At 41.3% G+C, this 20685-nt stretch carries 21 protein-coding genes; 16 read left to right on the top strand and 5 right to left on the bottom strand.

Annotation, left to right across the window (positions count from 1 at the left end):
• Positions 1–209: 209 nt before the first annotated feature.
• The 5 genes from A9Z07_RS08235 to A9Z07_RS08215 all read left to right on the top strand — a co-directional run bounded on the left by A9Z07_RS08235 (position 210) and on the right by A9Z07_RS08215 (position 3043).
• On the top strand, positions 210–518 hold the full coding sequence (locus A9Z07_RS08235; protein WP_004773293.1) for a BolA family protein: 309 nt from the start codon (positions 210–212) through the stop codon (positions 516–518).
• Positions 519–527: 9 nt separating this feature from the next.
• Positions 528–920: a SirB2 family protein gene (locus tag A9Z07_RS08230; RefSeq protein WP_069577908.1), complete on the top strand. Its 393-nt coding sequence runs from the start codon at positions 528–530 to the stop codon at positions 918–920.
• An 81-nt stretch (positions 921–1001) separates the two neighbouring features.
• Complete coding sequence (locus A9Z07_RS08225) at positions 1002–1844, top strand: ParA family protein (protein WP_004773290.1); 843 nt, start codon at positions 1002–1004, stop codon at positions 1842–1844.
• Positions 1845–1853: 9 nt separating this feature from the next.
• Positions 1854–2243, top strand: a complete 390-nt coding sequence (locus A9Z07_RS08220; RefSeq protein ID WP_004773289.1) for a hypothetical protein — start codon at positions 1854–1856, stop codon at positions 2241–2243.
• A 209-nt stretch (positions 2244–2452) separates the two neighbouring features.
• A complete protein-coding gene (locus A9Z07_RS08215) occupies positions 2453–3043 on the top strand; it encodes a LysE family translocator (protein ID WP_047433081.1) in 591 nt (196 codons plus the stop codon).
• Between the two features lie 13 nt (positions 3044–3056).
• On the opposite strand, the gene A9Z07_RS08210 is transcribed toward A9Z07_RS08215, so the two are convergent.
• Positions 3057–3695, bottom strand: a complete 639-nt coding sequence (locus tag A9Z07_RS08210; protein WP_004773285.1) for a DedA family protein — start codon at positions 3693–3695, stop codon at positions 3057–3059.
• Positions 3696–3929: 234 nt separating this feature from the next.
• On the opposite strand from A9Z07_RS08210, the gene A9Z07_RS08205 reads away from it, so the two are divergent.
• The gene (locus A9Z07_RS08205; protein WP_004773284.1) at positions 3930–4346 is read left to right on the top strand and encodes a DoxX family protein; all 417 of its coding nucleotides are present in this window, start codon (positions 3930–3932) and stop codon (positions 4344–4346) included.
• A 144-nt stretch (positions 4347–4490) separates the two neighbouring features.
• A complete protein-coding gene (locus A9Z07_RS08200; protein ID WP_005255721.1) occupies positions 4491–4859 on the top strand; it encodes a NirD/YgiW/YdeI family stress tolerance protein in 369 nt (122 codons plus the stop codon).
• 48 nt (positions 4860–4907) lie between these two features.
• Here the strand turns inward: A9Z07_RS08200 and A9Z07_RS08195 are convergent, their stop codons facing one another.
• Entirely contained in the window at positions 4908–6134 is a 1227-nt protein-coding gene (locus tag A9Z07_RS08195; protein WP_171062171.1) for a DUF445 family protein, read from the bottom strand.
• A gap of 443 nt (positions 6135–6577) precedes the next feature.
• Between A9Z07_RS08195 and guaA the strand changes: the two genes are divergently transcribed.
• The 4 genes from guaA (at position 6578) to A9Z07_RS08175 (ending at position 11807) form a co-directional block, all read left to right on the top strand.
• Positions 6578–8146 carry a glutamine-hydrolyzing GMP synthase gene (gene guaA, locus A9Z07_RS08190; RefSeq protein WP_005255720.1) on the top strand — a complete coding sequence of 523 codons (1569 nt, stop codon included), beginning with the start codon at positions 6578–6580 and terminating at the stop codon, positions 8144–8146.
• A 69-nt stretch (positions 8147–8215) separates the two neighbouring features.
• Complete coding sequence (locus tag A9Z07_RS08185) at positions 8216–9007, top strand: ANT(3'')-II family aminoglycoside nucleotidyltransferase (protein ID WP_069577907.1); 792 nt, start codon at positions 8216–8218, stop codon at positions 9005–9007.
• A 116-nt stretch (positions 9008–9123) separates the two neighbouring features.
• A complete protein-coding gene (locus A9Z07_RS08180) occupies positions 9124–10053 on the top strand; it encodes a LysR family transcriptional regulator (protein WP_069577906.1) in 930 nt (309 codons plus the stop codon).
• A 296-nt stretch (positions 10054–10349) separates the two neighbouring features.
• On the top strand, positions 10350–11807 hold the full coding sequence (locus tag A9Z07_RS08175) for an aldehyde dehydrogenase family protein (protein ID WP_069577905.1): 1458 nt from the start codon (positions 10350–10352) through the stop codon (positions 11805–11807).
• Positions 11808–11848: 41 nt separating this feature from the next.
• Here A9Z07_RS08175 and A9Z07_RS08170 read toward each other — a convergent pair whose 3' ends face one another.
• Positions 11849–12742: a LysR family transcriptional regulator gene (locus tag A9Z07_RS08170; protein WP_069577904.1), complete on the bottom strand. Its 894-nt coding sequence runs from the start codon at positions 12740–12742 to the stop codon at positions 11849–11851.
• Positions 12743–12896: 154 nt separating this feature from the next.
• On the opposite strand from A9Z07_RS08170, the gene A9Z07_RS08165 reads away from it, so the two are divergent.
• The 5 genes from A9Z07_RS08165 to A9Z07_RS08145 all read left to right on the top strand — a co-directional run bounded on the left by A9Z07_RS08165 (position 12897) and on the right by A9Z07_RS08145 (position 18141).
• Positions 12897–13988 carry a cupin domain-containing protein gene (locus tag A9Z07_RS08165; RefSeq protein WP_069577903.1) on the top strand — a complete coding sequence of 364 codons (1092 nt, stop codon included), beginning with the start codon at positions 12897–12899 and terminating at the stop codon, positions 13986–13988.
• Positions 13985–14620 carry a maleylacetoacetate isomerase gene (gene maiA / locus A9Z07_RS08160; RefSeq protein WP_069577902.1) on the top strand — a complete coding sequence of 212 codons (636 nt, stop codon included), beginning with the start codon at positions 13985–13987 and terminating at the stop codon, positions 14618–14620. Before A9Z07_RS08165 ends, maiA begins: the two co-directional genes overlap by 4 nt.
• A gap of 38 nt (positions 14621–14658) precedes the next feature.
• Positions 14659–15357: a fumarylacetoacetate hydrolase family protein gene (locus A9Z07_RS08155; protein ID WP_004773265.1), complete on the top strand. Its 699-nt coding sequence runs from the start codon at positions 14659–14661 to the stop codon at positions 15355–15357.
• 107 nt (positions 15358–15464) lie between these two features.
• A complete protein-coding gene (locus A9Z07_RS08150; RefSeq protein ID WP_069577901.1) occupies positions 15465–16808 on the top strand; it encodes an MFS transporter in 1344 nt (447 codons plus the stop codon).
• Between the two features lie 64 nt (positions 16809–16872).
• The gene (locus A9Z07_RS08145; protein WP_413772625.1) at positions 16873–18141 is read left to right on the top strand and encodes an OprD family outer membrane porin; all 1269 of its coding nucleotides are present in this window, start codon (positions 16873–16875) and stop codon (positions 18139–18141) included.
• 219 nt (positions 18142–18360) lie between these two features.
• Here the strand turns inward: A9Z07_RS08145 and A9Z07_RS08140 are convergent, their stop codons facing one another.
• Together A9Z07_RS08140 and A9Z07_RS08135 are read right to left on the bottom strand one after the other, a co-directional pair.
• On the bottom strand, positions 18361–18768 hold the full coding sequence (locus A9Z07_RS08140) for a hypothetical protein (protein ID WP_062846342.1): 408 nt from the start codon (positions 18766–18768) through the stop codon (positions 18361–18363).
• 57 nt (positions 18769–18825) lie between these two features.
• Positions 18826–20517: an amidase gene (locus A9Z07_RS08135; protein WP_069577899.1), complete on the bottom strand. Its 1692-nt coding sequence runs from the start codon at positions 20515–20517 to the stop codon at positions 18826–18828.
• Positions 20518–20685: the final 168 nt, after the last annotated feature.

Genomic DNA, 20685 nt, shown 5'->3' with positions numbered 1-20685 from the left:
ACCAACTGAGCTATTCCCGCGTGCCAGCTATAATACATTAAGCAAAATGAGGGTCAACAACTTTATGCAAAGAAATTGTTTAATTGCATAAAATAAAAGCATTTTCATGGAAAAAACAGCTTAAAAGCAAAAAAATGGATAAAAGTTTCGCTTCAAGTGAGGTCATGTATACTAATGAGCTATCTCAATCTGACCGGACAGCCTGACTCATGAACTTAGAACAACAGTTGATTGAACGTTTACAAACACTGGCACCCACCCATCTCGAAGTGCTCAATGAGTCAGCGGGGCATGGCGGTTATTTCCCAGGTAAAGAATCACATTTCAAAGTGATTGTGGTGAGCGATGAATTTAAAGGCTTGCGTCTGGTACAGCGTCATCAAAAAATTTATGCCGTTGCAGCGGAATTAATGAGCCCAGGTCGTATCCATGCTTTGGCAATTCATGCTTATGTACCAGATGAATGGCAAGGTGAAGCACCTGCTAGCCCTGAATGTGCACATGCACCAAAAGGTTAAGGACGGATCATGGACGTACATTTCATCACTAAAATGATTCATATGATTGCAATGAGCTTGCTGATTATTGCTTTTGTATTACGCGGTTCAACATTATTTGTGGGTGTACAGGATCAGCAGCCTAATCTAAAGGCCCGTAAAGCGATGGTCGGCTTACAGCATTTATCGTTGACCCTGATTATTGTTACGGGTGCGATATTGCTGGCGATGAAGAACTTTGATGTACAGCCGTGGTTCTATGCCAAAGTCATCCTGTTCTTTGTATTGTGGTCGTCATTGATCAAAACCTATAAGCAAGACAGTAGTATCTTATTGGAACAACGCCGTGCAGGCTTGTTGATCGGTACAGTGGCTATGGTCGGGATTCTCGGTCTTGTGATGATTAAACCAGTTTTTGCCTGATTGTTGGACATTGTTTTAGAAATTGTTTTTGCACTAGGTTAAACTGCGTGCAGTTTAAAAAAAATAGGGTAGAGGGAAATCATGTTAACGCGTGTGGTGTTTAACCAGAAAGGTGGTGTGGGGAAATCAAGTATTACCGTCAATCTGGCTGCAATTAGTGCAAAACAGGGCCTGAGAACACTGGTCATTGATCTTGATCCACAAGCAAATTCGAGCCAGTACCTGTTAGGTGAAGATGCAACCTATTCTGCGGACAAAGCAGCGTTAGAACCCAATATTGAAAATTTCTTTGATGATGTTTTAGGCACTACACAGCAAAAAGGCCTGATTGGTAATGCCATTGGTTCGATTTTAAAAGCACCTCGTGGCAAAGGTCTGGATAGTTTTGTTCACCGCTCGTCATTTGAAAATCTGGATGTCATTCCTGCCAGTCCAAGTCTGGGCAGTCTAGAGCATGCACTGGAAAGTAAACATAAAATTTATAAATTACGTGATTCAATTCAGTCACTCAGCGCGCGTTATGACCGTATCTTTATTGATACACCACCTGCCTTTAACTTCTTTACTTTATCTGCGCTGATTTCAGCAGATCGCGTGTTGATTCCATTTGATTGTGATGTGTTCTCAAAACGTGCGTTACAAACTTTGATTGAAAATGTCCTCGAAACCCAAGATGATCATAATGATCGCCTTGAGATTGAGGGAATTGTGGTCAATCAGTTCCAGTCTCAGGCAAAATTACCTCGAGAAGTGGTTCAACAATTAAAAGATGAAGGCTTGCCTGTGCTCGATAGCATGTTGCCGCCCTCGATCTTGATGAAAGAATCACATCAAAAGAATTTACCACTGGTTCATTTGGCATCTGAACATAAATTGACACTTGCTTATGTCACCCTGTTCAATGAGATTGAATCTAAGAAATAAGAGAACACTATGAAACGCTTATATTGGATGCCTGTTTTGGCAGCAAGTATGCTCTTGGGTGCTTGTGCATCAACGGTTAAGCCAGCTTATGTTTCACCTACGCAATATCAGACCTTGAACTGCCAGCAACTACAAGCCGAGTACAACCGTATTCAGCTCTATATTGAAAATGGCGTAGAAACACCAAAACGTACCGGTATGGGCGTGGGTGTTGGACTCGGTGGTGGCTGGGGCCGAGGCGGTTGGGGCTTTGGGCCATCTATCTCTGTAAATATGGGCCAGTCGATGAATACCAAGAATACCGAACTTGCCAAAGTGATGGGACAGCAAGATGCGATCGTGCAGGCTGCGAAGTTTAAAGGCTGCCCAATTATCGTAAAACAACGTCCAAAATCATAATTTTTGCCTCCTTATCACCATAATTCGTTATGGTGATAAGTAACTAAATTATCGCAAAATGTTTCAAAAAATAATGATAAAAATTAATCGCTTAAAAATTTATTTATCCTAAATTCCTGTATTTTACCTGCTGTTTTTATTACCGAAATTTGTATTTTTGCCCTAAATTCGTTTAAGGTGGCGCCCATGTATAGTCGTTCGGTATGTGTATGATTGAGAGTTGGTTTTTTGTTTTGGCGATGTTGGCAGTGTTACTGATTCCAGGTCCGACCAACGCTTTACTTGCCAGTGCAACCCACCAACAAGGTGTACCTAAAACCATGAAATTTATTCCAATCGAATGGTTGGGATATTTGTACGGCATTAGTTTATGGGCGCTGTTCATTCATCTTTTTGATCCGATCTGGCCCGCATTGGGCGCAATTTTACATACAGCCAGTTTGCTCTATGTACTTTGGATGGCTTTTCATCTCTGGAAAAGCTCGCATCTACAAAAACACGATCAGCATCATCCGCATATCCGTAAAAGACAACTGTTTATGTCGACCTTAAAGAACCCGAAAACGGTTTTGTTGGCAGCAGGAATTTTCCCAAGCGAAACCTGGAATTCACTCGAAAATGCAGCCATAGTTTTTGCAGTGTTTAGTCTGGTGCTTTTGCCCGTCAGTATTTTCTGGATGTTATTTGGACGTGCTTTATTGGCAGGGAGCTTGATTGGAATTAAAGCCGATCATTTATATAAAGGATCGGCTGTGTTATTGCTGATTTGTATGTTACCAATGATCTTTCGTTTGTTTTAAACCGAAATTTGATTTATTGGCCTTTGCGGTTACTCAGTTTTTGACGAATAAAACCAATCACACCCGGTAAGACACTGATAATAATAATACCGAAAATTAAGTGAGTGAAATTATCCTTCACGATTGGCATGTTGCCAAATAAATAACCCAGTGTAATAAACGATGCAATCCAGCAGAATGCGCCAATCACGTTATAGGTCAGGAAATACTTATAGTTCATGCTGCCTGCACCTGCCACGAATGGAGCAAAAGTACGGGCAAAGGGTACAAAACGGGCAAAAATAATCGTTTTACCGCCATGACGTTCAAAGAAATGCTGGGTCTTGATCAGATGTTGTTTATTGATAAAACGAGAATTGGTTTCAAAAACGCGCGGGCCAATGTAGCGACCAATGTGGTAATTTACGGTATCGCCGAGTACCGCTGCGATAAATAATAAAATACCTAAAACCCATGGATCCATTGCACCTGTTGAAGCAGCCAATGCACCTGCTGCAAATAACAGACTGTCACCTGGTAAAAATGGCATCACCACTAAACCAGTTTCAACAAAAATAATTAAAAATAAAATGGCATAAATCCACACGCCATAATTGGTAATAAATTCTAAAAGGTGTTCGTCAACGTGCAGAATAAAATCAATGAGTTCCATGAAGATGTTAACACTATAAATGTGGACTAAATCCTAGCAGTGCATCATTAGAATGTCAGTATAAAAAGCTAATTAATTAGTAACTTTGCAAGGGAAACATTTGATCGGAAAGCCGATTTAATCTTTTTATTGTTGCAAATAAAGAACGATATGTTAACTAATATGGTGTTTATTGCATAAACAAAGATACATAAACTGGCTACATGTTAAAAAACAAACAGTGTGGAACCAACCATGTTTAATCCGAATGTTGTTGTAAAAAATATCGTAACGCAATCTGGCGTAGCAAATGGTGTCATTTTAGTTGCACGTTTATTACTGGCTTATATCTTTCTTGTTGCTGGTTGGGGCAAGATTGTAGGTTATGCAGGTACTGCTGGCTATATGGAATCAATGGGCGTACCAGCTGCGTTACTTCCGTTGGTGATTCTGATGGAGTTCGGAGGTGGTCTGGCTCTACTGTTTGGCTTCCAGACACGTTTTGCATCGCTGGGCTTGGGTATCTTTAGCATTCTCACTGCATTTATCTTTCATAATGGTGCCGAAGATGCGATTAACTTTATGAAGAATTTTGCGATGGCAGGTGGTTTCTTCGCGCTCATGTTGTATGGTGCAGGCCGTTTTAGCCTTGATCACCTAATTGAAAAATAACATTGCAATACATTGCCCTGCTTTCATCAGCGGGGCTAAGCCTTTGTATGACTTACATGAATTACGCTTGATTACAAACTTAAGCCGACATGAGCGACTATTTCTGTTTAGATCATAAGACTTTAGAACAAAACAGGAAATGAAATGAAAAAAATCATCGCGAGTTGTGGGATTGTAGTTTTAGCGGGATTATCAACAGCGACTTGGGCAGGTAAAGATGACCATGTCATTGTGCAGGAAGCAGCGAAGAATGTCGTAACCGTCAGTCAGGTGGCGAAACTTGCTGATGAAACTGGCATTACATTGACAGGCCAGATCACTAAACATCTGAAAGGTGATCATTATGAGTTTAAAGATAAGAGCGGGACGATTGGTGTCGAAATTGATGATGATATCTGGCGTCAAGCAAACCTAAAAGTCGGTGATCATGTGCGTCTCGTCGGTGAAGTTGATACACATCGTTATAAGCCGACTGATATCGAAGTTGTCAAAATTGAAAAACATGCCCATTAATTAAAAAAAGGAAGCTGAAGCTTCCTTTTTTATTGAGTATCATATTTTTTAAAGCATAAAGTGAATCTGCATTTCCCCCACAAGGAAACCAAGCACCGCACCGACAATAATCAAAGACCATTCGTCTTCTTTAAAGGCTGGACGTAGCATTCCTTCGAATTCTTCGGGGCTTAGTTTTTGCATGCGCTCAACTAAGGTATTGCGTACATTCATCGCGTCTTCAGCATAAGATTCAACGTAGCGCATGGTGTCTGGAAGCTGTTTTAAAATACGTTCAGCCACATCAGCTTTCAGGTTTTGATATTTCTCACCGCCGATTGCATAGACCACCAGTGGTCGAACAATACCTGCCTGTAAATCAATTTCCTGTTTGACCTGACGGCTGACCAGTTCGATGACTTTGTCTGAATGTGTACCCGAAAATAGTTCTTCCATCATGTTGCGAGAGGTGAGTAACTGTTTTGAAATCAACGCAGCATAATCAGCCGCCACTTCATTCTGACGTTTAATGAATAAACCTTGCCACGTATAGCCCATGATCTTTTTCGGATATAACGGGCGGAACATCATTTGCAGGGCCATCCAGTCACTAAAGAAACCGACGAAGCCGCCAAACATCGGCAACATCCATGGATATTTACCTTGCGTGACGATCCAGCACAGCATTTGCACCACACCAATTGCGAAACCAAATACAAAACCGACATTGCTAAAGAATTTGAATTCCTGTTTGCCGACTTTTTTAAAGATTTCATTCAGGAGACGCTTATCTTTGAGCAGGTTGTTGACCACCATATGCTTGATATCGAAGTACTTGGCAACATCCTTCTGTACTTCACTCATAATATGTTCAACAATTTCAGGGGCTTTGGCCTGAACCCGCTTAATCAGTCTTTGACGGGCGAACTCTGGCATGCCTTCCCATAAACCGGGCTGATATTGCTGTGCGACTTCACGAGTAATATCCTCGGCAGCCGCCATTAACGGTTTTTCAATTTCCTGTGCAATACGTTTGGGGTCAAGTCTGGCAAAGATTTCTTCAGGTTTGATGAGCTTGGAGGTCATTAGCTCAACGGCTGTGGTCGCCATTTTTTCAGCTTTGCGTGGCACAATCCCTTGCCATCCGAGTGGGAGTCCAAATAATCTCAACCCTTTAAATTCGAGGGGAGAAAACATCATTTGAATCGCAATGACTTTGGTCACATAACCAATAAAGCCGCTGATAAATGGAATGGAAATATATAGCCAGAAATTTTGGTGAAAATCCGCAATCATTTCTTGAAACATTATTTTATTGGTCCTTCAAGTCCTAATTGTTGCTCGTGGTCGGGCAAGCGCTAGATGATAGTAAAATATTTTAGGACATTGGTGATCTACCAAGACCTTGAGATGCTGTATTACCTTTTTATTTTTCCTTTAATTAAGGACATCACAATCGCATAAAAAGGCAACGATGCTGTCGATTGAATACCTTTCCATGGTAATCCCTATTTCGAGCCATCATCTTAGCACCAATTTTTGTTTTGTGTTGAGCAGAATCGGTGAGTTTTGTTGATTTAAATCGCTTAAATAAGTGGCTTGTGGAGAAATTTTAGTTTAAATATCAGGGCTGATGGCAAGGCCGGATTAAAATGCAAGATAGATGATGAATTGCGGTGCGTCAAAGCGTGAAAAATGTTAGAATGTGGCGCTTAATTCATTTGCCTTTAAGATGAACCATGACGACCAATACTCAAATTACTGAAGATCGTATCCTTATTCTGGATTTCGGCTCTCAATATAGCCAGCTCATTGCACGTCGTGTACGTGAAGCAGGTGTCTATTCTGAAATGTATGCATTCGATATGTCTGAAGAAGACATTCGTGCGTTTAATCCGAACGGGATTATTTTATCAGGTGGCCCTGAGAGCGTACATGAAGAAGGAAGCCCACGCGCACCGCAAGTTGTATTTGAACTTGGTGTACCAGTGTTGGGTATTTGCTATGGTTTACAAACCATGTCTGAACAGCTTGGCGGTAAAGTAGAGCCAGGTACAGTACATGAGTTTGGTTATGCAGAAGTTGATATTCTGGTACGTGACAATCTGATTGGTAACTTGCAAGATCGCGAGAACCAGCTTCACGTATGGATGAGTCATGGCGATAAAGTAAGTGCGATTCCTGAAGGTTTCCAGGTTACTGCAAGCACCCCAAGCTGCCCATTTGCTGCGGTGAGTGATGAAACTCGTCGTTTCTATGGCGTACAGTTCCATCCAGAAGTAACACACACAGCCAAAGGTGCTGAGTTACTGTCTAACTTTGTACACAAGATTTGTGGTTGCCGTGGTCTGTGGACACCTGAACACATCATCGATTTACGTGTAGAACAGTTACGCGCACAAATTGGTGATGAAAAAGTTCTATTAGGTTTATCTGGTGGTGTGGATTCATCAGTCGTTGCTGCGTTATTACACAAAGCGATTGGCGACCAGTTAACTTGCGTATTTGTAGACAATGGTTTACTTCGTTTAAACGAAGGTGATCAAGTGATGCAAATGTTTGCAGACAACATGGGTATCCGTGTGATCCGTGCAGATGCTGAACAACGCTTCTTGTCTGCATTGGCAGGTGAAGTTGATCCTGAGAAAAAACGTAAAATCATTGGTCGTGAATTTATCGAAGTATTTGCAGAAGAAGCACGTAAACTTGATGGCGTGAAATTCTTGGCACAAGGTACGATTTACCCAGACGTAATCGAATCTGCTGCAAGCAAACAAGGTAAGGCACACGTGATCAAATCACATCACAATGTGGGTGGTTTACCAGAAGATTTAGCGTTTGATCTGGTTGAACCATTACGTGACTTGTTCAAAGATGAAGTACGTAAATTAGGTACAACACTTGGTTTACCGCACAGCATGATTTACCGTCATCCATTCCCAGGTCCAGGTTTGGGCGTGCGTATCTTGGGTGAAGTGAAGAAAGAATATGCTGATATTCTTCGTCTTGCTGATGATATCTTTATGCAAGAACTTCGTGACAGCGGCTGGTACGACAAAACTGCACAAGCATTTGCAGTATTCCAACCTGTGAAATCAGTGGGTGTTGTCGGTGATGGTCGTCGTTATGCATGGGTGATTGCACTTCGTGCGGTTGAAACAGTTGACTTTATGACAGCGCGTTTTGCTCACTTACCATACGAATTGGTTGATAAAATCTCAACCCGTATCATGAACGAAATTAAAGATGTTTCACGTGTTGTATATGACGTGTCATCTAAACCACCAGCAACGATTGAGTGGGAATAATGAAATGAAAAGGCAGGATTAAATCCTGCCTTTTTTATGTCAGTTGCTCGGCTGTTCAGGAGATTGAAAATGTCAGAAAAATTTCAGCTTCAGCAGTTACAAGAATATTTACATGCTCTATTTGCAGAATCATTATTTGCGATTTACTTGTATGGTTCGGCTGTGGATGGCGGTTTAGGCCCGGAAAGTGATCTGGATCTTCTGGTCGTTGTGACTCAACCTCTAACACACGTTCAGCGACAGCAGCTTGCACAAGCCTTATTAACGCTTTCACATCCAATTGGTGGATTGCAGCGTGCACTTGAAGTAACTGTCTTGCTCAAAGAAGAAGTGATTTCAGGCAGATATCCTTTAAGCTATGAATTACAGTTTGGGGAATGGTTGCGTGAGGAACTCATCGATGGAGGGCAGCTGTCAGCACAAAATGATCCAGACATCAGTATTTTGTTAAAGAAAGCGCATATGCATCACCGAACATTGTTTGGGCCAGATTTAACAAGTTGGTCAGATGAGATTCCAGATCAGCAACTTTGGCAAGCGATGGCAGACCTTTATCCATCAATAGTGGCACATTGGGATGAAGATGGTGATGAACGTAATCAGATTTTAGCCTTATGCCGAATCTATTTTAGTTTGAGTCTGGGTGAGATTGTTTCTAAGTCGCATGCTGCCCAATGGGTGATCGCTCAACTCGAGGAAAAAGATCAGCCTGTTTTACAACGAATGGCGCAAGAGTATAAAGGCGAGATGACAAAACAGGACTGGCCGAGTCAGCATCAGGTTTTACGGCCTATCGTTGATTTTCTGAGTCAGCACATAGAGATCCATTTTGATAAAAAGGGCCTAAAAATAAAACAATAAAGGATATTTTTCAGGTCGTTTCAGGAATAAGGCTGAGTATTGCAATAACAGACTATTCAAATTGGCTTGCTTAGACCTAATATCTGTCTTAAATAAAACCCGCTTTGGGGGTGTGTTTGAATCAGATTATAGAAATGCAGACCTATATTGCTGTCATTGAAGCAGGAAGCATTACCAATGCTGCAAAGCGTTTAGGTATTACGAAATCTGTCGTGAGTCAGCGGATTCAACAACTCGAACAACGTTTGGCTACGGCACTTATTCATCGCGGCAGAACCATGCAATGTACAGATGCGGGACAGGAGTTTTATCAGCAGTCTATCAAGATTTTGGCTGAGCTCAGTCATCTCGAAGAGTCAATCAGCGCTCACCATGATCATTTAAGAGGTAACTTCCGCTTATCTGTACCTCAGGGGTTTAGCATTCGGTATCTGGCTGCTGATCTGGCAGAATTCATGAAAATGTATCCTGATCTGAAACTGGATATAGAGTCGTCTGATTATTTTGTGAATTTGAACAATGGAAATTATGATGTGGCCATTCGTATGGGAGAGTTGCCTGACTCTAACTTGATCAGCCAAACCATTGCTGAAAATCGTCATTATATTTGTGCGAGTCCAGATTACTTACAGACCCATGGTACTCCAACACATCCAAATGAGCTTTTCCGTCATCGTGGTTTGCTTTACTTGCCGCGTGAACCTCATGGGATGTGGCAATTGCCCGTAGATGGGGAAAGGGCGTTTTTCCGGATTTCTCCTTATATGCGCAGTGACAGTGGTCATCAATTACTGGAGGCCGCAAAACTGGGGTTAGGGATTGCGATTTTGCCAGGTTTTTTGGCAGCTGATGCAATTTGCCAGCAACAACTCAAAGTCATCTTGCCCGCATTTTCTCCATCGGGAGGCAATATATCCATCGTTTATCGCGTATCGAATCGGGCTTCACCAAAGATTCAGGCTCTGGTTCAATTTCTATCAAAAAAAATCGGGCATACCCCAAGTTGGGATATCGCCATTCAAAAAACCATACAGCAGTCGGTTTAAGTGGTCGTTCGAAAAAAACGAATCCAGCTTTTGTTGATTGTGGTCTAGTGGATAAAAAACCTCATTTGTTAGGGTATTTTTCTCTCTTTGAAATCGACCTGCTTATCAGTTGACGTCAGGGAAGATTGGGATTTCAGTTGTCAGATTTTACCGAATCAATGCAATGACTCATCCTGTGGCTCATAAAGTCCCTGAGCTGAAGCTAGTCAGAAGGCAGAGTTAAGTACGGTAAAAATAAGAATATTAGATGGAATATCTAAGCTGATCCTCTCTTGTTTTCATTTTAGGATGTACAAATGGATAGACTCGCGAAGAACTGGATTAATGGTGAATGGATTGACTCTCAACAGTACGTACAATCCATCAATCCTGCAACATATGAAGTAATTGGGCAGTATGCAGATGTCACTACAGAACAGGTAGAACAAGCTATATCCGCTGCTAAAACCGTATTTAAGAAGTCAGGCTGGAAGCGTGATCGTCATTTGAGAGCAAAAGTCCTGAATGAGATGGCAGATGCATTTGAGCTATATGCTGATGAGCTAATTGAGATTCTTGCAACTGAAAATGGAAAAATTAAGCCTGAAGCAACTTTTGAAGTCACGATGATTCCTGCCAAGTTACGTTACTATGCTGCTGTGACGTTGACAGAGTATGGACGCGCACTGGAACCAAAGCCAGGAAGCTACTCAATGGTTTTACGTGAACCGATGGGGGTGGCAGGCATTATTGTGCCGTGGAATTCTCCTGTTGTGTTGATGGTTCGTTCACTCGCGCCAGCTTTAGCCGCAGGGGTGACAGCGGTCATTAAGATGCCTGGTCAAACCGCACAAACAAATGCACTGATTGCCCGAATTTTTTCGGAACTATCCGCTCTACCAAAAGGGGTGATTCATTTATTTAGTGAATCTAAAAGTCTTGGAGCTCGTCTTCTGATTGATTCGCCAGATGTTCCTGTGATCAGTTTTACAGGGAGTACTGCAACAGGCAAGGCCATTTCAGCAGCAGGTGCCCAACATTTGAAGCGGTTTGGACTGGAATTAGGCGGTAAAACACCAATGATCGTATTCAAGGATGCAGATCTGAATCTGGTTTTGCCGAAGCTAGTAAAAGCCGTGACGATTTTTGCAGGACAATTTTGTATGACAGGTTCACGTTTGCTGGTACAGCGTGAAATTGCAGAGGAATTGAAACAAAAACTGGCGCAACGTTTAAATGCAGTCAACGTTGGCCCAGCCGCCGATCCAAACAGTGATATGGGACCATTAATCGATAAAAATAATGTGGAACGCGTGAATGCCACTGTTGAAAAGGCAATTGCGGAAGGTGCTAAAGTTATTGTTCGTGGTGGGCCAGTTACGGAAGGTGAATTGGCAAAAGGTGCTTTTTATCGTCCTACCTTCCTAGAAGTGCATGACAATTCACTTCAAATTATTCAGGAAGAAACCTTTGGCCCTGTTTTGACTGTACAGGTATTTGATACCGAAGAGGAAGCGATTGAGCTGGCAAATGACAATCAATATGGATTAGCTGCGTCGGTCTGGAGTCGAGATGTCAATTTACCATTGCGAGTGGCGGCTGAACTTGAAGCTGGAACCGTTTGGATTAATGACTGGGCTGTCGTTTATGATGAGTTTGAAGAAGGTGGTTTTAAAAATTCGGGCTTAGGACGAATGAATGGAATGGCTGCGATGGATGATTTTATAGAGTACAAACATATCACCATTTCAACAGGCATCGCTGGATCTGAATAAGGTTCGAAGTGGCGGGCTAGCGTCTGCCTGATGCTCTTTATTTATGATGAGAACAGCTTAAAACAAACTTGTCTTAGCCATTGGTTGCTTGGTGTCTGGTGCACACGCGAGTGCCAATGCTGCTTTACGCTGAACTGAGGAAATTGATAAGGAGGATCAAAAATTTTGAATCCTCCTTGTGACATTAATACTTGAGCCAGATAATTTGGGATCGTCGCAATCGCATCTGTATCTCTGACGATAAGCCCCACGCCAAGATAGCTGGGTAAACGCACCAGAATATTTCGATTCACGCCATGTTTCTGTAGTTCATGTTCAACCACAAAATGTCCTCCAGTTGCCAGAATGTCAACATGTAACTCCTGACAAAAATCCTCGGATGAAAGGTGTGTACCTGTAAGCCTTGGATGTTGTTGACTGGCAATACAAGTGTAATGTTGCTGAAAAAAGGTCTGCTGATAAAAACCCGCTTCGAGCTGTGGTAGGAAACCAATGGCGAGGTCAATATCTTCATTTGACATCATGAGTGCGGTCTGGCTATCAATGGGTAGGATTTCCAGACGAATTGAAGGCGCATGCTGACGTAAATAATTAATCAGACGAGGTAAAAACACCAGATGACTGATATCGGTCATGCTAATGCGAAATTGATAGGCTGAGGTCTGCGGGTCAAAATCAATATTGTAATTTTCTACCAGTTTTAAGCGGTTCAAGATTTCTACGATCATTGGGTAGAGTTGTTGAGCCAATTCGGTGGGCTGCATTTTATTTCCAATGCGTACAAACAATGGATCATGAAAATGTGCTCTCAGTTTATTCAGGGCAATGCTTAAAGTCGGCTGCCCAATTTCAAGTTGTTCAGCCGCTTTGGAAATACTTTTGTATTGATAGATTTCAAAGAAAATTTTGAGCAGTCGTGTATCCAGATCAAACATATCAATGAATCACCGTATTGATTTTATCAATACAGCCTATTGTTTTTTGTGCATAGATTCAACACATCCTGGTTGTTACATTGATCCAATACCAGATTTTGATGAAATTATGGGCATTGGGATTGCACTTAATGCAACAAGAAAGGAATGACAGATGGAACAGTTAGGCACATTAGAAGAACTACCTGAACGTTATCGTGAACAACTTGAGGCATCTAATCTGGTGCCATTATGGCCTAATTTAAGAAGCTTTATCCCCCCTCATGCTCCACAGCCACACACTCTCGCAACTGCTTGGTATTTCCACCAGATTAAGCCTTTGTTGTTACAGGCGGGTGAGCTAACCCCGATTGAAAAGGCTGAGCGCCGAGTTTTGGCTCTCGCAAATCCGGGGCATGGTTTGGACAATATGAAAGTCAGTCCTGCCATGTATTTGGGGATGCAATTGTTACTTCCTAAGGAATGGGCACCAGCGCATAGACATACACCGAATGCGGTGAGATTAATTATCGAAGGTGAGGGGGCTTATACCACGGTTGAAGGTCAAAAATGCCTCATGGAGCATGGTGATATGATCCTGACGCCTTCTGGGCTGTGGCACGAACATGGGCATGACGGGGATCAGCCAGTCATCTGGATGGATATTCTGGATCTCCCGCTGGTTTATTACATGGAGGCTTCTTTTGTAGAAGAAGGACGCCGTCAAGAAGTTGATCCGATTAATCAGGGAAGCACCCATAATTATGCGGCAGGGATTGTCCCAACCCCTCATTTCATTCGTGAAGACGCTGTTTATCCAATGTTGCGTTATGCATGGAAGGATACCAAAAAAGTGCTGGACGCTTTAGCCGCAGGCACAACGCGGCAAGAGGTGATACAGGTCGCATATGTTAATCCTGAAACTGGCCGCGATTGTCAAAATATTTTGGGCTATTCCGCTTTACTGTTACGTGCCAAAGAGACGGTATCTTTACCTTTGCGTTCTACTGCACAGGTCTTTCATGTCATTGAAGGCGAGCTAAAGATCAATATAGATCAGCAACATTTTAGTTTGACCAAAGCGGATACCGCATGTGCCCCTTGTTTTGCTGCTATTGATTTAATCAATACATCTGAGCAGCCATGTTATGTCTTTATTGCAGATGAAGCTCCTTTGCAACGTAAGTTAGGACTTTATTCCGTACGTGAGCGTCAGTTGAGCTATGAACGCTTTACAAAGATTGCGGTTGAGGAGGCTGGAATATGAAACTTTATAGTTTTTTCCGCAGCGGGACATCGCATCGTACCCGTATCATCCTGAATCTAAAAGGATTGAATTATGAGATGGAATATGTCTCTCTGGCCAAAAATGAACATCATCAATCGGAATTTAAGGCGCTGAATCCACAAGGTTTTGTGCCAGTACTGGATACAGGATCCGAGAGATTATTACAAAGTCCCGCGATCATTGAATGGCTTGAGGAGCAATACCCTGAGCCGGCCTTGTTACCTACAGATGCGCTTGCTAAAGAAAAGGTACGTGCTATTGCGGCCTTGATAGGCTGCGATATTCATCCTCTAAACAATAAGCGTGTACTGGAACATCTACGCCAACTTGGTCTGGATGAGAGTCAGGTGAATGCGTGGTGTGCCAGATGGATTCAGGATGGGTTTTCAGCTTTAGAGCATATTTTGGAACAAGACCAGAATCGCGGAAAGTTCTGCTATGGCAAGCAACCGACCATTGCAGATGCCTATTTAGTTCCACAAGTTGTATCTGCCCAGCGTTTCAACCTCGACCTTTCAGCCTATCCACTGATTCATGAAGTTTATCAGCATTGTATGACGCTTGAGGCGTTTCAAAAAGCTGCGCCTGAACAGCAGGCAGATGCTTTTTAAGTCTCGTATGTGAATCTATTATCAAAAAGGAACAAGCCATGTCATTTATTTTCCAGCCAATGACACCAGCGGGCCTATTTATTCATGGCTCAGAACTGCAATTTCCCGTACGTCGTGTTTACTGTGTGGGCCGTAATTATGCAGCACATGCCCGTGAAATGGGCTTTGATCATCGTGATCCTCCCTTCTTTTTCTGTAAGCCAAACGATCTGGAATCCATTGTACCTGTTCAACAGGAAGCGGTAGATATTCCATATCCAACTGAAACGTCTAACTATCACTATGAAATTGAGCTTGTGGTTGCGATTGGACAAGATGCCAAGAATGTCTCGGTAGAAGATGCAGCACAATATATTTATGGCTACGCAGTAGGCTTGGACATGACGCGCCGTGATTTACAAATGAATATGCGTGAACAGGGACGGCCATGGGAGGTTGGAAAGGCTTTTGATTTTTCTGCGCCTATTGGCCCAATTCATCCAATTTCGGAAGTCGGTGAACTCAATCAGGCGGATATTCATTTAACCGTCAACGGTAAAACTGAACAACGTAGTGATATTAGTCATTTGATTTGGTCTGTTTCTGAAACCATTGCCAACCTTTCAACTTTATTTGAACTTAAAGCTGGTGATTTGATTTTTACCGGGACACCTGAAGGCGTAGGTGCTGTGGTGCGTGGTGATGTGATGCGTGCCGAAATTACAGGGCTGACGGGTATCACTGTAAACGTCAAGTGATCGCCCTAATTTGAGGAGATAACCAGATGTCCAGATCAAAGAATAAATAAAACTGGACATCTTCGCTAAGGATTGCAAGTGCCATGGTATTGGCAAAAGGAGTAAATATGTCTAGGCAAAGCATGAATGTACAACATTTTATTGATGAAATGCCGTTATCAAACCTACAGAAACTCATTACCTGTTTATGCTTTCTCATTGTTGCAATTGACGGTTTTGATACCGCAGCAGTGGGCTTTATTGCGCCTGCATTAAAGGCAGAGTGGGGATTACAAACCACGGAACTCGCGCCGTTATTTGGCGCAGGTTTATTTGGACTGATGGCGGGCGCACTTATTTTTGGCCCTTTATCTGACAAATTAGGACGTAAACCGATTTTGATTGGTTCGGTGATCATGTTTGGTTGTGCCAGTATTTTTGCAGCCTTTTCATCCGACTTTCAAACGCTGATTATTTGGCGATTTGTGACTGGATTAGGCCTAGGAGGAGCGCTGCCGAATGCGATTACCTTAACCTCAGAATATGCGCCTACTTCTCGCCGTTCTAATTTGGTCACCATGATGTTTTGTGGATTTACGATTGGTTCAGCACTGGGTGGGATTTTTTCTGCTCAACTTTTACCGCAGATGGGTTGGCAGGGCATTTTGTTGATCGGGGGCTTTGCGCCGTTATGTATGGTGCCATTTTTGTATTTTCTATTACCTGAATCACTTCGCTTTTTAGTTTTGAAAAAGAAAAGTATAAAGAAAATTGAAAGTATCATGCACCGTATTGCGCCGCATGCCAACAACCTTCCAGCTTTGGTAGCTCCTGTAAATGAAGTAGAAAAGTCGAGTTTAAAAGACTTGTTCGGTAAAGGTCTGGCTTTGGGTACTTTTCTGATTTGGTTCACCTTTTTTATGAGCTTGCTGATTATTTATATGATCTCAAGTTGGATGCCAACATTACTGACCAATGCAGGTTTTAATTTGTCTCATGCATCGTGGCTCACTTCTATCTTTCAGGTGGGTGGAACCATAGGTGCCATCGTATTGGGCTTACTCATGGATAAGTCTGATGCCACCAGAATCCTCAGCAGTGCTTATGTTTTAGGTGGGATGTTCCTCATCTGTTTAGGTTTTGGGATTGAACATGCGAATACCTTGTTATTGATGCTTGCCATGTTTGGGGTAGGCGTAGGGATTAGTGGTTCACAAGTGGGTGCGAATGCTTTTTCATCTGGTTTTTATCCAACCCATTGCCGTGCTACAGGGGTAAGTTGGGCCAATGCGGCTGGACGGGCAGGCTCTGTCGTCGGATCAATCATGGGGGGCTGGTTAATGTCATTAGATCTATCCAGTTTTACGATTTTGAGCCTTCTTGCGATCCCTGCATTTTGTGCCGCTATCTCAATGCTATTGATTAAACGCCTTAAAAAAGACCAGCCTAAGATTGCAGCGGCTTTAGGCTAAGGTCAAATAATCACCCTAAAAATAAATTGCTGTCTCAAAGGATGATACAGCGTCTTTGCTATGGATGACCTATCTTATGTACACGCTAAAAAGACATACGCTAACGTTTGGTTTATGCACATTGATTTCTGGTGTAAGCCCGACATTGTGGGCTTTTGATCCAAATCAGCCTATTCAGGATGAATGGAAATTTACTTTAAAGAATGCGCTGATCAATCGAGATTATCAGAATCCAGAGGTCAAAGATTTTGGAAGCTGGTCTCAAGGGGCTTCATTGTTTTATACCTCAAATTTGCGCGATACCCCTTTACATATTTTAGATCAGCCGATTCGGATTGGTGCTGATGCTTCGGTTCAATATGCTGTCCGTTTAAGTGCCGATAAGCATGTCTCTGATACGGTTTTACCTTTTGATAGACAAACCCAGTCGCAGGCAAGTGACTATCTAAAATATGGAGCGACTTTAAAACTCGCTTATGACAAAACGCTGCTGAGTGTGGGTGAATTATGGCTAGATTTACCTGTAACCACTTCAGATGCTAGCCGTCAGTTAATTACATCTTACTGGGGAACAAATTTAAAGTCGCAGCTTTCTGATCAGTTGTATGCTGAAATTGGACGGGTAGAAAAAGTTTCTCCACGTAATGAAGAGGACTTTCGCCGCTTCTCCTTTACCTCGAATGGTCGAACTGAATACTCTGATGGCTTGAATTATCTCGATCTGCGTTATCAGTTCACACCTAGTCTAAAAGGGGAGTACTATTTTGGAAATCTGGAAGATTTATATAACAAACAGTATGTTGGTCTAGAGCATATATGGAAACAGCCAAGTTTTTCGCTTAATTCCAAGCTTAAATATTTTAATGCCAAAAATGATGGCAATCACTTCAAGATTGATGCCCAAAATCTTGGGGTGCTGGAAATGCTAAAAGTGAATAACCAGAGCTTTGGCGTGGGTTACCAGCAAATTATTGGTGAATCAGCTTATCCATTGCCTGATGGTTTTTTGCCTGAACTGTATTTTATTAACTGGAATACCACAGGATTCTTTAAAAAGGATGAAAAATCATATCATGTGATGTACGGTTATGATTTTAAAGATTATGTTCCGGGTCTGAATGCTTTAGTGAAGTATGTGTATGGACATGATTTTAAAACTGCCAATGGTGAAAAAAACCATGAAACTGAATCAAATGTTATTTTAAATTATGCATTTCAACAGCCCTCTTTAAAAGGCTTTGCACTTCAGTACTTACGTATTGATTATGATGTAAAACATGGAAATGACTTTAGTGAAAATCGTTTTTTTGTGAACTATACAAAGCGGTTTTAATCGATATGTATGGTGTTAAAAGAGTGCTTATGCACTCTTTTTTATGACTTAACTTTTCTAAATCTCTATTTTTGAAATAAATAATTTAATATCAAAATCTTATGATATTTATTAATATACAGAAATTCAGCAATATGAGAAAAATAAAGATTAAACATAGATCCGATCTTCACGACAGCGAACGTGATCTCCAAGAGAGAGAACATCACTGTCTTCTATCTATTGATTACAAAAGTTAATATTTTCTATGTCTTTGATTAAAATATCTGTATCTTCGATTTGAAAATTTTGTGCAAAATTAGTGGCTATCCCATTGGAATCTACGAAAAAAATAGCATCTTTAAATATGATTTTTGCTCTAGGATCCCCACGATAAATATGTGTAGTTGGATGAATTAACTTTATAAACTGATTTTTTTTGATCGTCCCTTTGCAAAATGCATAGTCTTCAAAATTTCCTTCTGGCCTATTGGTCGAAAAACGCATATAAAAAGGAATGTAGTAAATAATTCCTGATTCTTGTTCAGATATTTGATTTGAATGTGTTTTTGTTGAAATGAAAATATCTCCCATAGCAAGAGTAGATATATGATATAAGCAAATAAAAATAAAAGTTTTTTTAAGCATAAAATATATTCTAAAGATTGGGTAGAGTATTCATAAAAATATTCTACCCTATTTCAATTAATGTACTAATTCAGGCGTATGGATTGGTGCTTGTCGAATATGCGCGTATTGTTGCCAAGCATAAGCTATTTTAAACAATACTGGCTCATTAAATTCTCTCCCTAAGATTTCCATTCCGACTGGAAGTTTGATATTGGAATCACTTTGATTAACCATTGCAGCAGGTAAATTCATCGCTGGAAATCCAGAAAAAGGGCTGAGGCGGTTATTTGTGCCTGCATTAGGCGTACCACCCACTACGGATGGTAAACCTTGCATGGTTGGATATAGCAAAACATCGTATCCTTGCCCTTTAGCCGTGCCATCGGCGCTTAAATTATTCAATGCATTATTCAAACGAGTTCTTACATAATTAGGTCGCTCGTAAGCATTTAATTGATATGCTGCTTGCATCGCTGATGATGTTAAGTCGATGTTGTAAATACCAAAATTACTACGTGCCTCACCGCTAGCTAAAATTTCATCATAGCTGAGATAATGATGATCTTTAGCATTTGACCAAGACTGTAAGTATGTCGTTAAACTGGACTTGAATTGAAATGCAGACATACTGGTGTATTTGGTTAAAATAGTTGATAAATCATCGATAGTTACATCTTCAACGATGGCACCCGCAGCTTTTAATTGAGAAATGGCACTTTCCATTGCCTGATTTACTATTTTTGCTTCATCTGTATCTGCGGAGCTAAAAAGTGCTCTTACCACCCCAATTCTTGCTCCTCTCAGTCCATTTGTATCCAAGCTAACCTTATAGTCATTTGGAACATTGGTCATGAATTGATAAGCCGTGGCATTTCCAATATTTATCGCATCAATATCGATACTGGTACGTTGATTCGAAGATCCATATGCATCATAACCGACCATACTATTCATCAAGAGTGCACAATCTTCGACATTACGACACATTGGGCCAGCCGTATCCTGAAATGGAGATAATGGAATGATGCCACTTTGGCTAATCAACCTCAGGCTTGGTCTTAAGCCATATAATGCCTCTACAGAGGAAGGGATACGAATAGATCCTCCTGTATCAGTACCAATGCCCACCATGGCTAAGCTTGCTGCAATTGCTGCACCTGTTCCAGAAGATGAGCCACCAGGACCTTTTGCTAAATCATATGCATTTTTAACTTGACCACCATTCGGATGAGTTCCATCTCCTTGATAACTAAATGCAAATTCATCTAAATTAGCCTTACCAATAATAATTGCTCCGGCTTGCTTAATATTGTTAATGATAAATGCATTTTGCTCAGGTTGGCTGTTCATCAATGCCTTAGAGCCTGCACTTGTAGGCATATCCGACGTATCAATATTATCTTTAGGTAAGACGGTTACACAGTGTAATGGCCCTATTAATTTTTTATTTATTTTAAAATATTCATCTAATTTATCAGCTTCAGCTAAAGCCTGCGCATTTATTGTGATGATGCTATTTAAAGTAGGTCCTTGTTTATCATATGCATTTATACGATCTAAATAACCTTGTACAACCTGATGACAAGTTGTTCCACCGTCTAAAATTGCAGTTTGCATTTGAGCAATTGTTCCCTCAACAAAGTTAAATTTCGTTATGGTTGGGGTGGGAGTACTTGTATCTTGATGGTCAGAATCGTCATCGCACCCAGTTAATAAGCTGATACTAACTAAAAGTGTGGCTAGATATTTTGATTTAAAATCATTCATTTGAGTGCCTTGGAAACCTAACTTTACATTGGTTACAATTAGCAATGTTTATGCCAATTGCTTCTAATCAAAAATAGTTGCTCGGTTTCTATGCAAAACAAGTTGATTGTTTTGTTGATAGTTCGTGCCAGTAAAAAGAGTGCTTATGCACTCTTTTTTATGACTTAA

This window comes from Acinetobacter sp. YK3 (genome assembly GCF_001729365.1).
GTDB lineage: Bacteria > Pseudomonadota > Gammaproteobacteria > Pseudomonadales > Moraxellaceae > Acinetobacter > Acinetobacter vivianii.
Note: the sequence above shows the minus strand (reverse complement) of the source record. Positions and strands in the feature narration are given on the sequence as shown.

What these genes read in the sequence shown, in the direction of transcription:
- A9Z07_RS08135 (WP_069577899.1), bottom strand. Translation starts at nt 20,517, where the DNA reads ATGAATGATTTTAAATCAAAATATCTAGCCACACTTTTAGTTAGTATC.
- A9Z07_RS08165 (WP_069577903.1), top strand. Translation starts at nt 12,897, where the DNA reads ATGGAACAGTTAGGCACATTAGAAGAACTACCTGAACGTTATCGTGAA.
- A9Z07_RS08185 (WP_069577907.1), top strand. Translation starts at nt 8,216, where the DNA reads ATGTCAGAAAAATTTCAGCTTCAGCAGTTACAAGAATATTTACATGCT.
- A9Z07_RS08195 (WP_171062171.1), bottom strand. Translation starts at nt 6,134, where the DNA reads ATGATTGCGGATTTTCACCAAAATTTCTGGCTATATATTTCCATTCCA.
- A9Z07_RS08170 (WP_069577904.1), bottom strand. Translation starts at nt 12,742, where the DNA reads ATGTTTGATCTGGATACACGACTGCTCAAAATTTTCTTTGAAATCTAT.
- A9Z07_RS08220 (WP_004773289.1), top strand. Translation starts at nt 1,854, where the DNA reads ATGAAACGCTTATATTGGATGCCTGTTTTGGCAGCAAGTATGCTCTTG.
- guaA (WP_005255720.1), top strand. Translation starts at nt 6,578, where the DNA reads ATGACGACCAATACTCAAATTACTGAAGATCGTATCCTTATTCTGGAT.
- A9Z07_RS08215 (WP_047433081.1), top strand. Translation starts at nt 2,453, where the DNA reads ATGATTGAGAGTTGGTTTTTTGTTTTGGCGATGTTGGCAGTGTTACTG.
- A9Z07_RS08140 (WP_062846342.1), bottom strand. Translation starts at nt 18,768, where the DNA reads ATGCTTAAAAAAACTTTTATTTTTATTTGCTTATATCATATATCTACT.
- A9Z07_RS08155 (WP_004773265.1), top strand. Translation starts at nt 14,659, where the DNA reads ATGTCATTTATTTTCCAGCCAATGACACCAGCGGGCCTATTTATTCAT.
- A9Z07_RS08235 (WP_004773293.1), top strand. Translation starts at nt 210, where the DNA reads ATGAACTTAGAACAACAGTTGATTGAACGTTTACAAACACTGGCACCC.
- A9Z07_RS08205 (WP_004773284.1), top strand. Translation starts at nt 3,930, where the DNA reads ATGTTTAATCCGAATGTTGTTGTAAAAAATATCGTAACGCAATCTGGC.
- A9Z07_RS08225 (WP_004773290.1), top strand. Translation starts at nt 1,002, where the DNA reads ATGTTAACGCGTGTGGTGTTTAACCAGAAAGGTGGTGTGGGGAAATCA.
- A9Z07_RS08200 (WP_005255721.1), top strand. Translation starts at nt 4,491, where the DNA reads ATGAAAAAAATCATCGCGAGTTGTGGGATTGTAGTTTTAGCGGGATTA.
- A9Z07_RS08230 (WP_069577908.1), top strand. Translation starts at nt 528, where the DNA reads ATGGACGTACATTTCATCACTAAAATGATTCATATGATTGCAATGAGC.
- A9Z07_RS08210 (WP_004773285.1), bottom strand. Translation starts at nt 3,695, where the DNA reads ATGGAACTCATTGATTTTATTCTGCACGTTGACGAACACCTTTTAGAA.
- A9Z07_RS08150 (WP_069577901.1), top strand. Translation starts at nt 15,465, where the DNA reads ATGTCTAGGCAAAGCATGAATGTACAACATTTTATTGATGAAATGCCG.
- A9Z07_RS08145 (WP_413772625.1), top strand. Translation starts at nt 16,873, where the DNA reads ATGACCTATCTTATGTACACGCTAAAAAGACATACGCTAACGTTTGGT.
- A9Z07_RS08175 (WP_069577905.1), top strand. Translation starts at nt 10,350, where the DNA reads ATGGATAGACTCGCGAAGAACTGGATTAATGGTGAATGGATTGACTCT.
- maiA (WP_069577902.1), top strand. Translation starts at nt 13,985, where the DNA reads ATGAAACTTTATAGTTTTTTCCGCAGCGGGACATCGCATCGTACCCGT.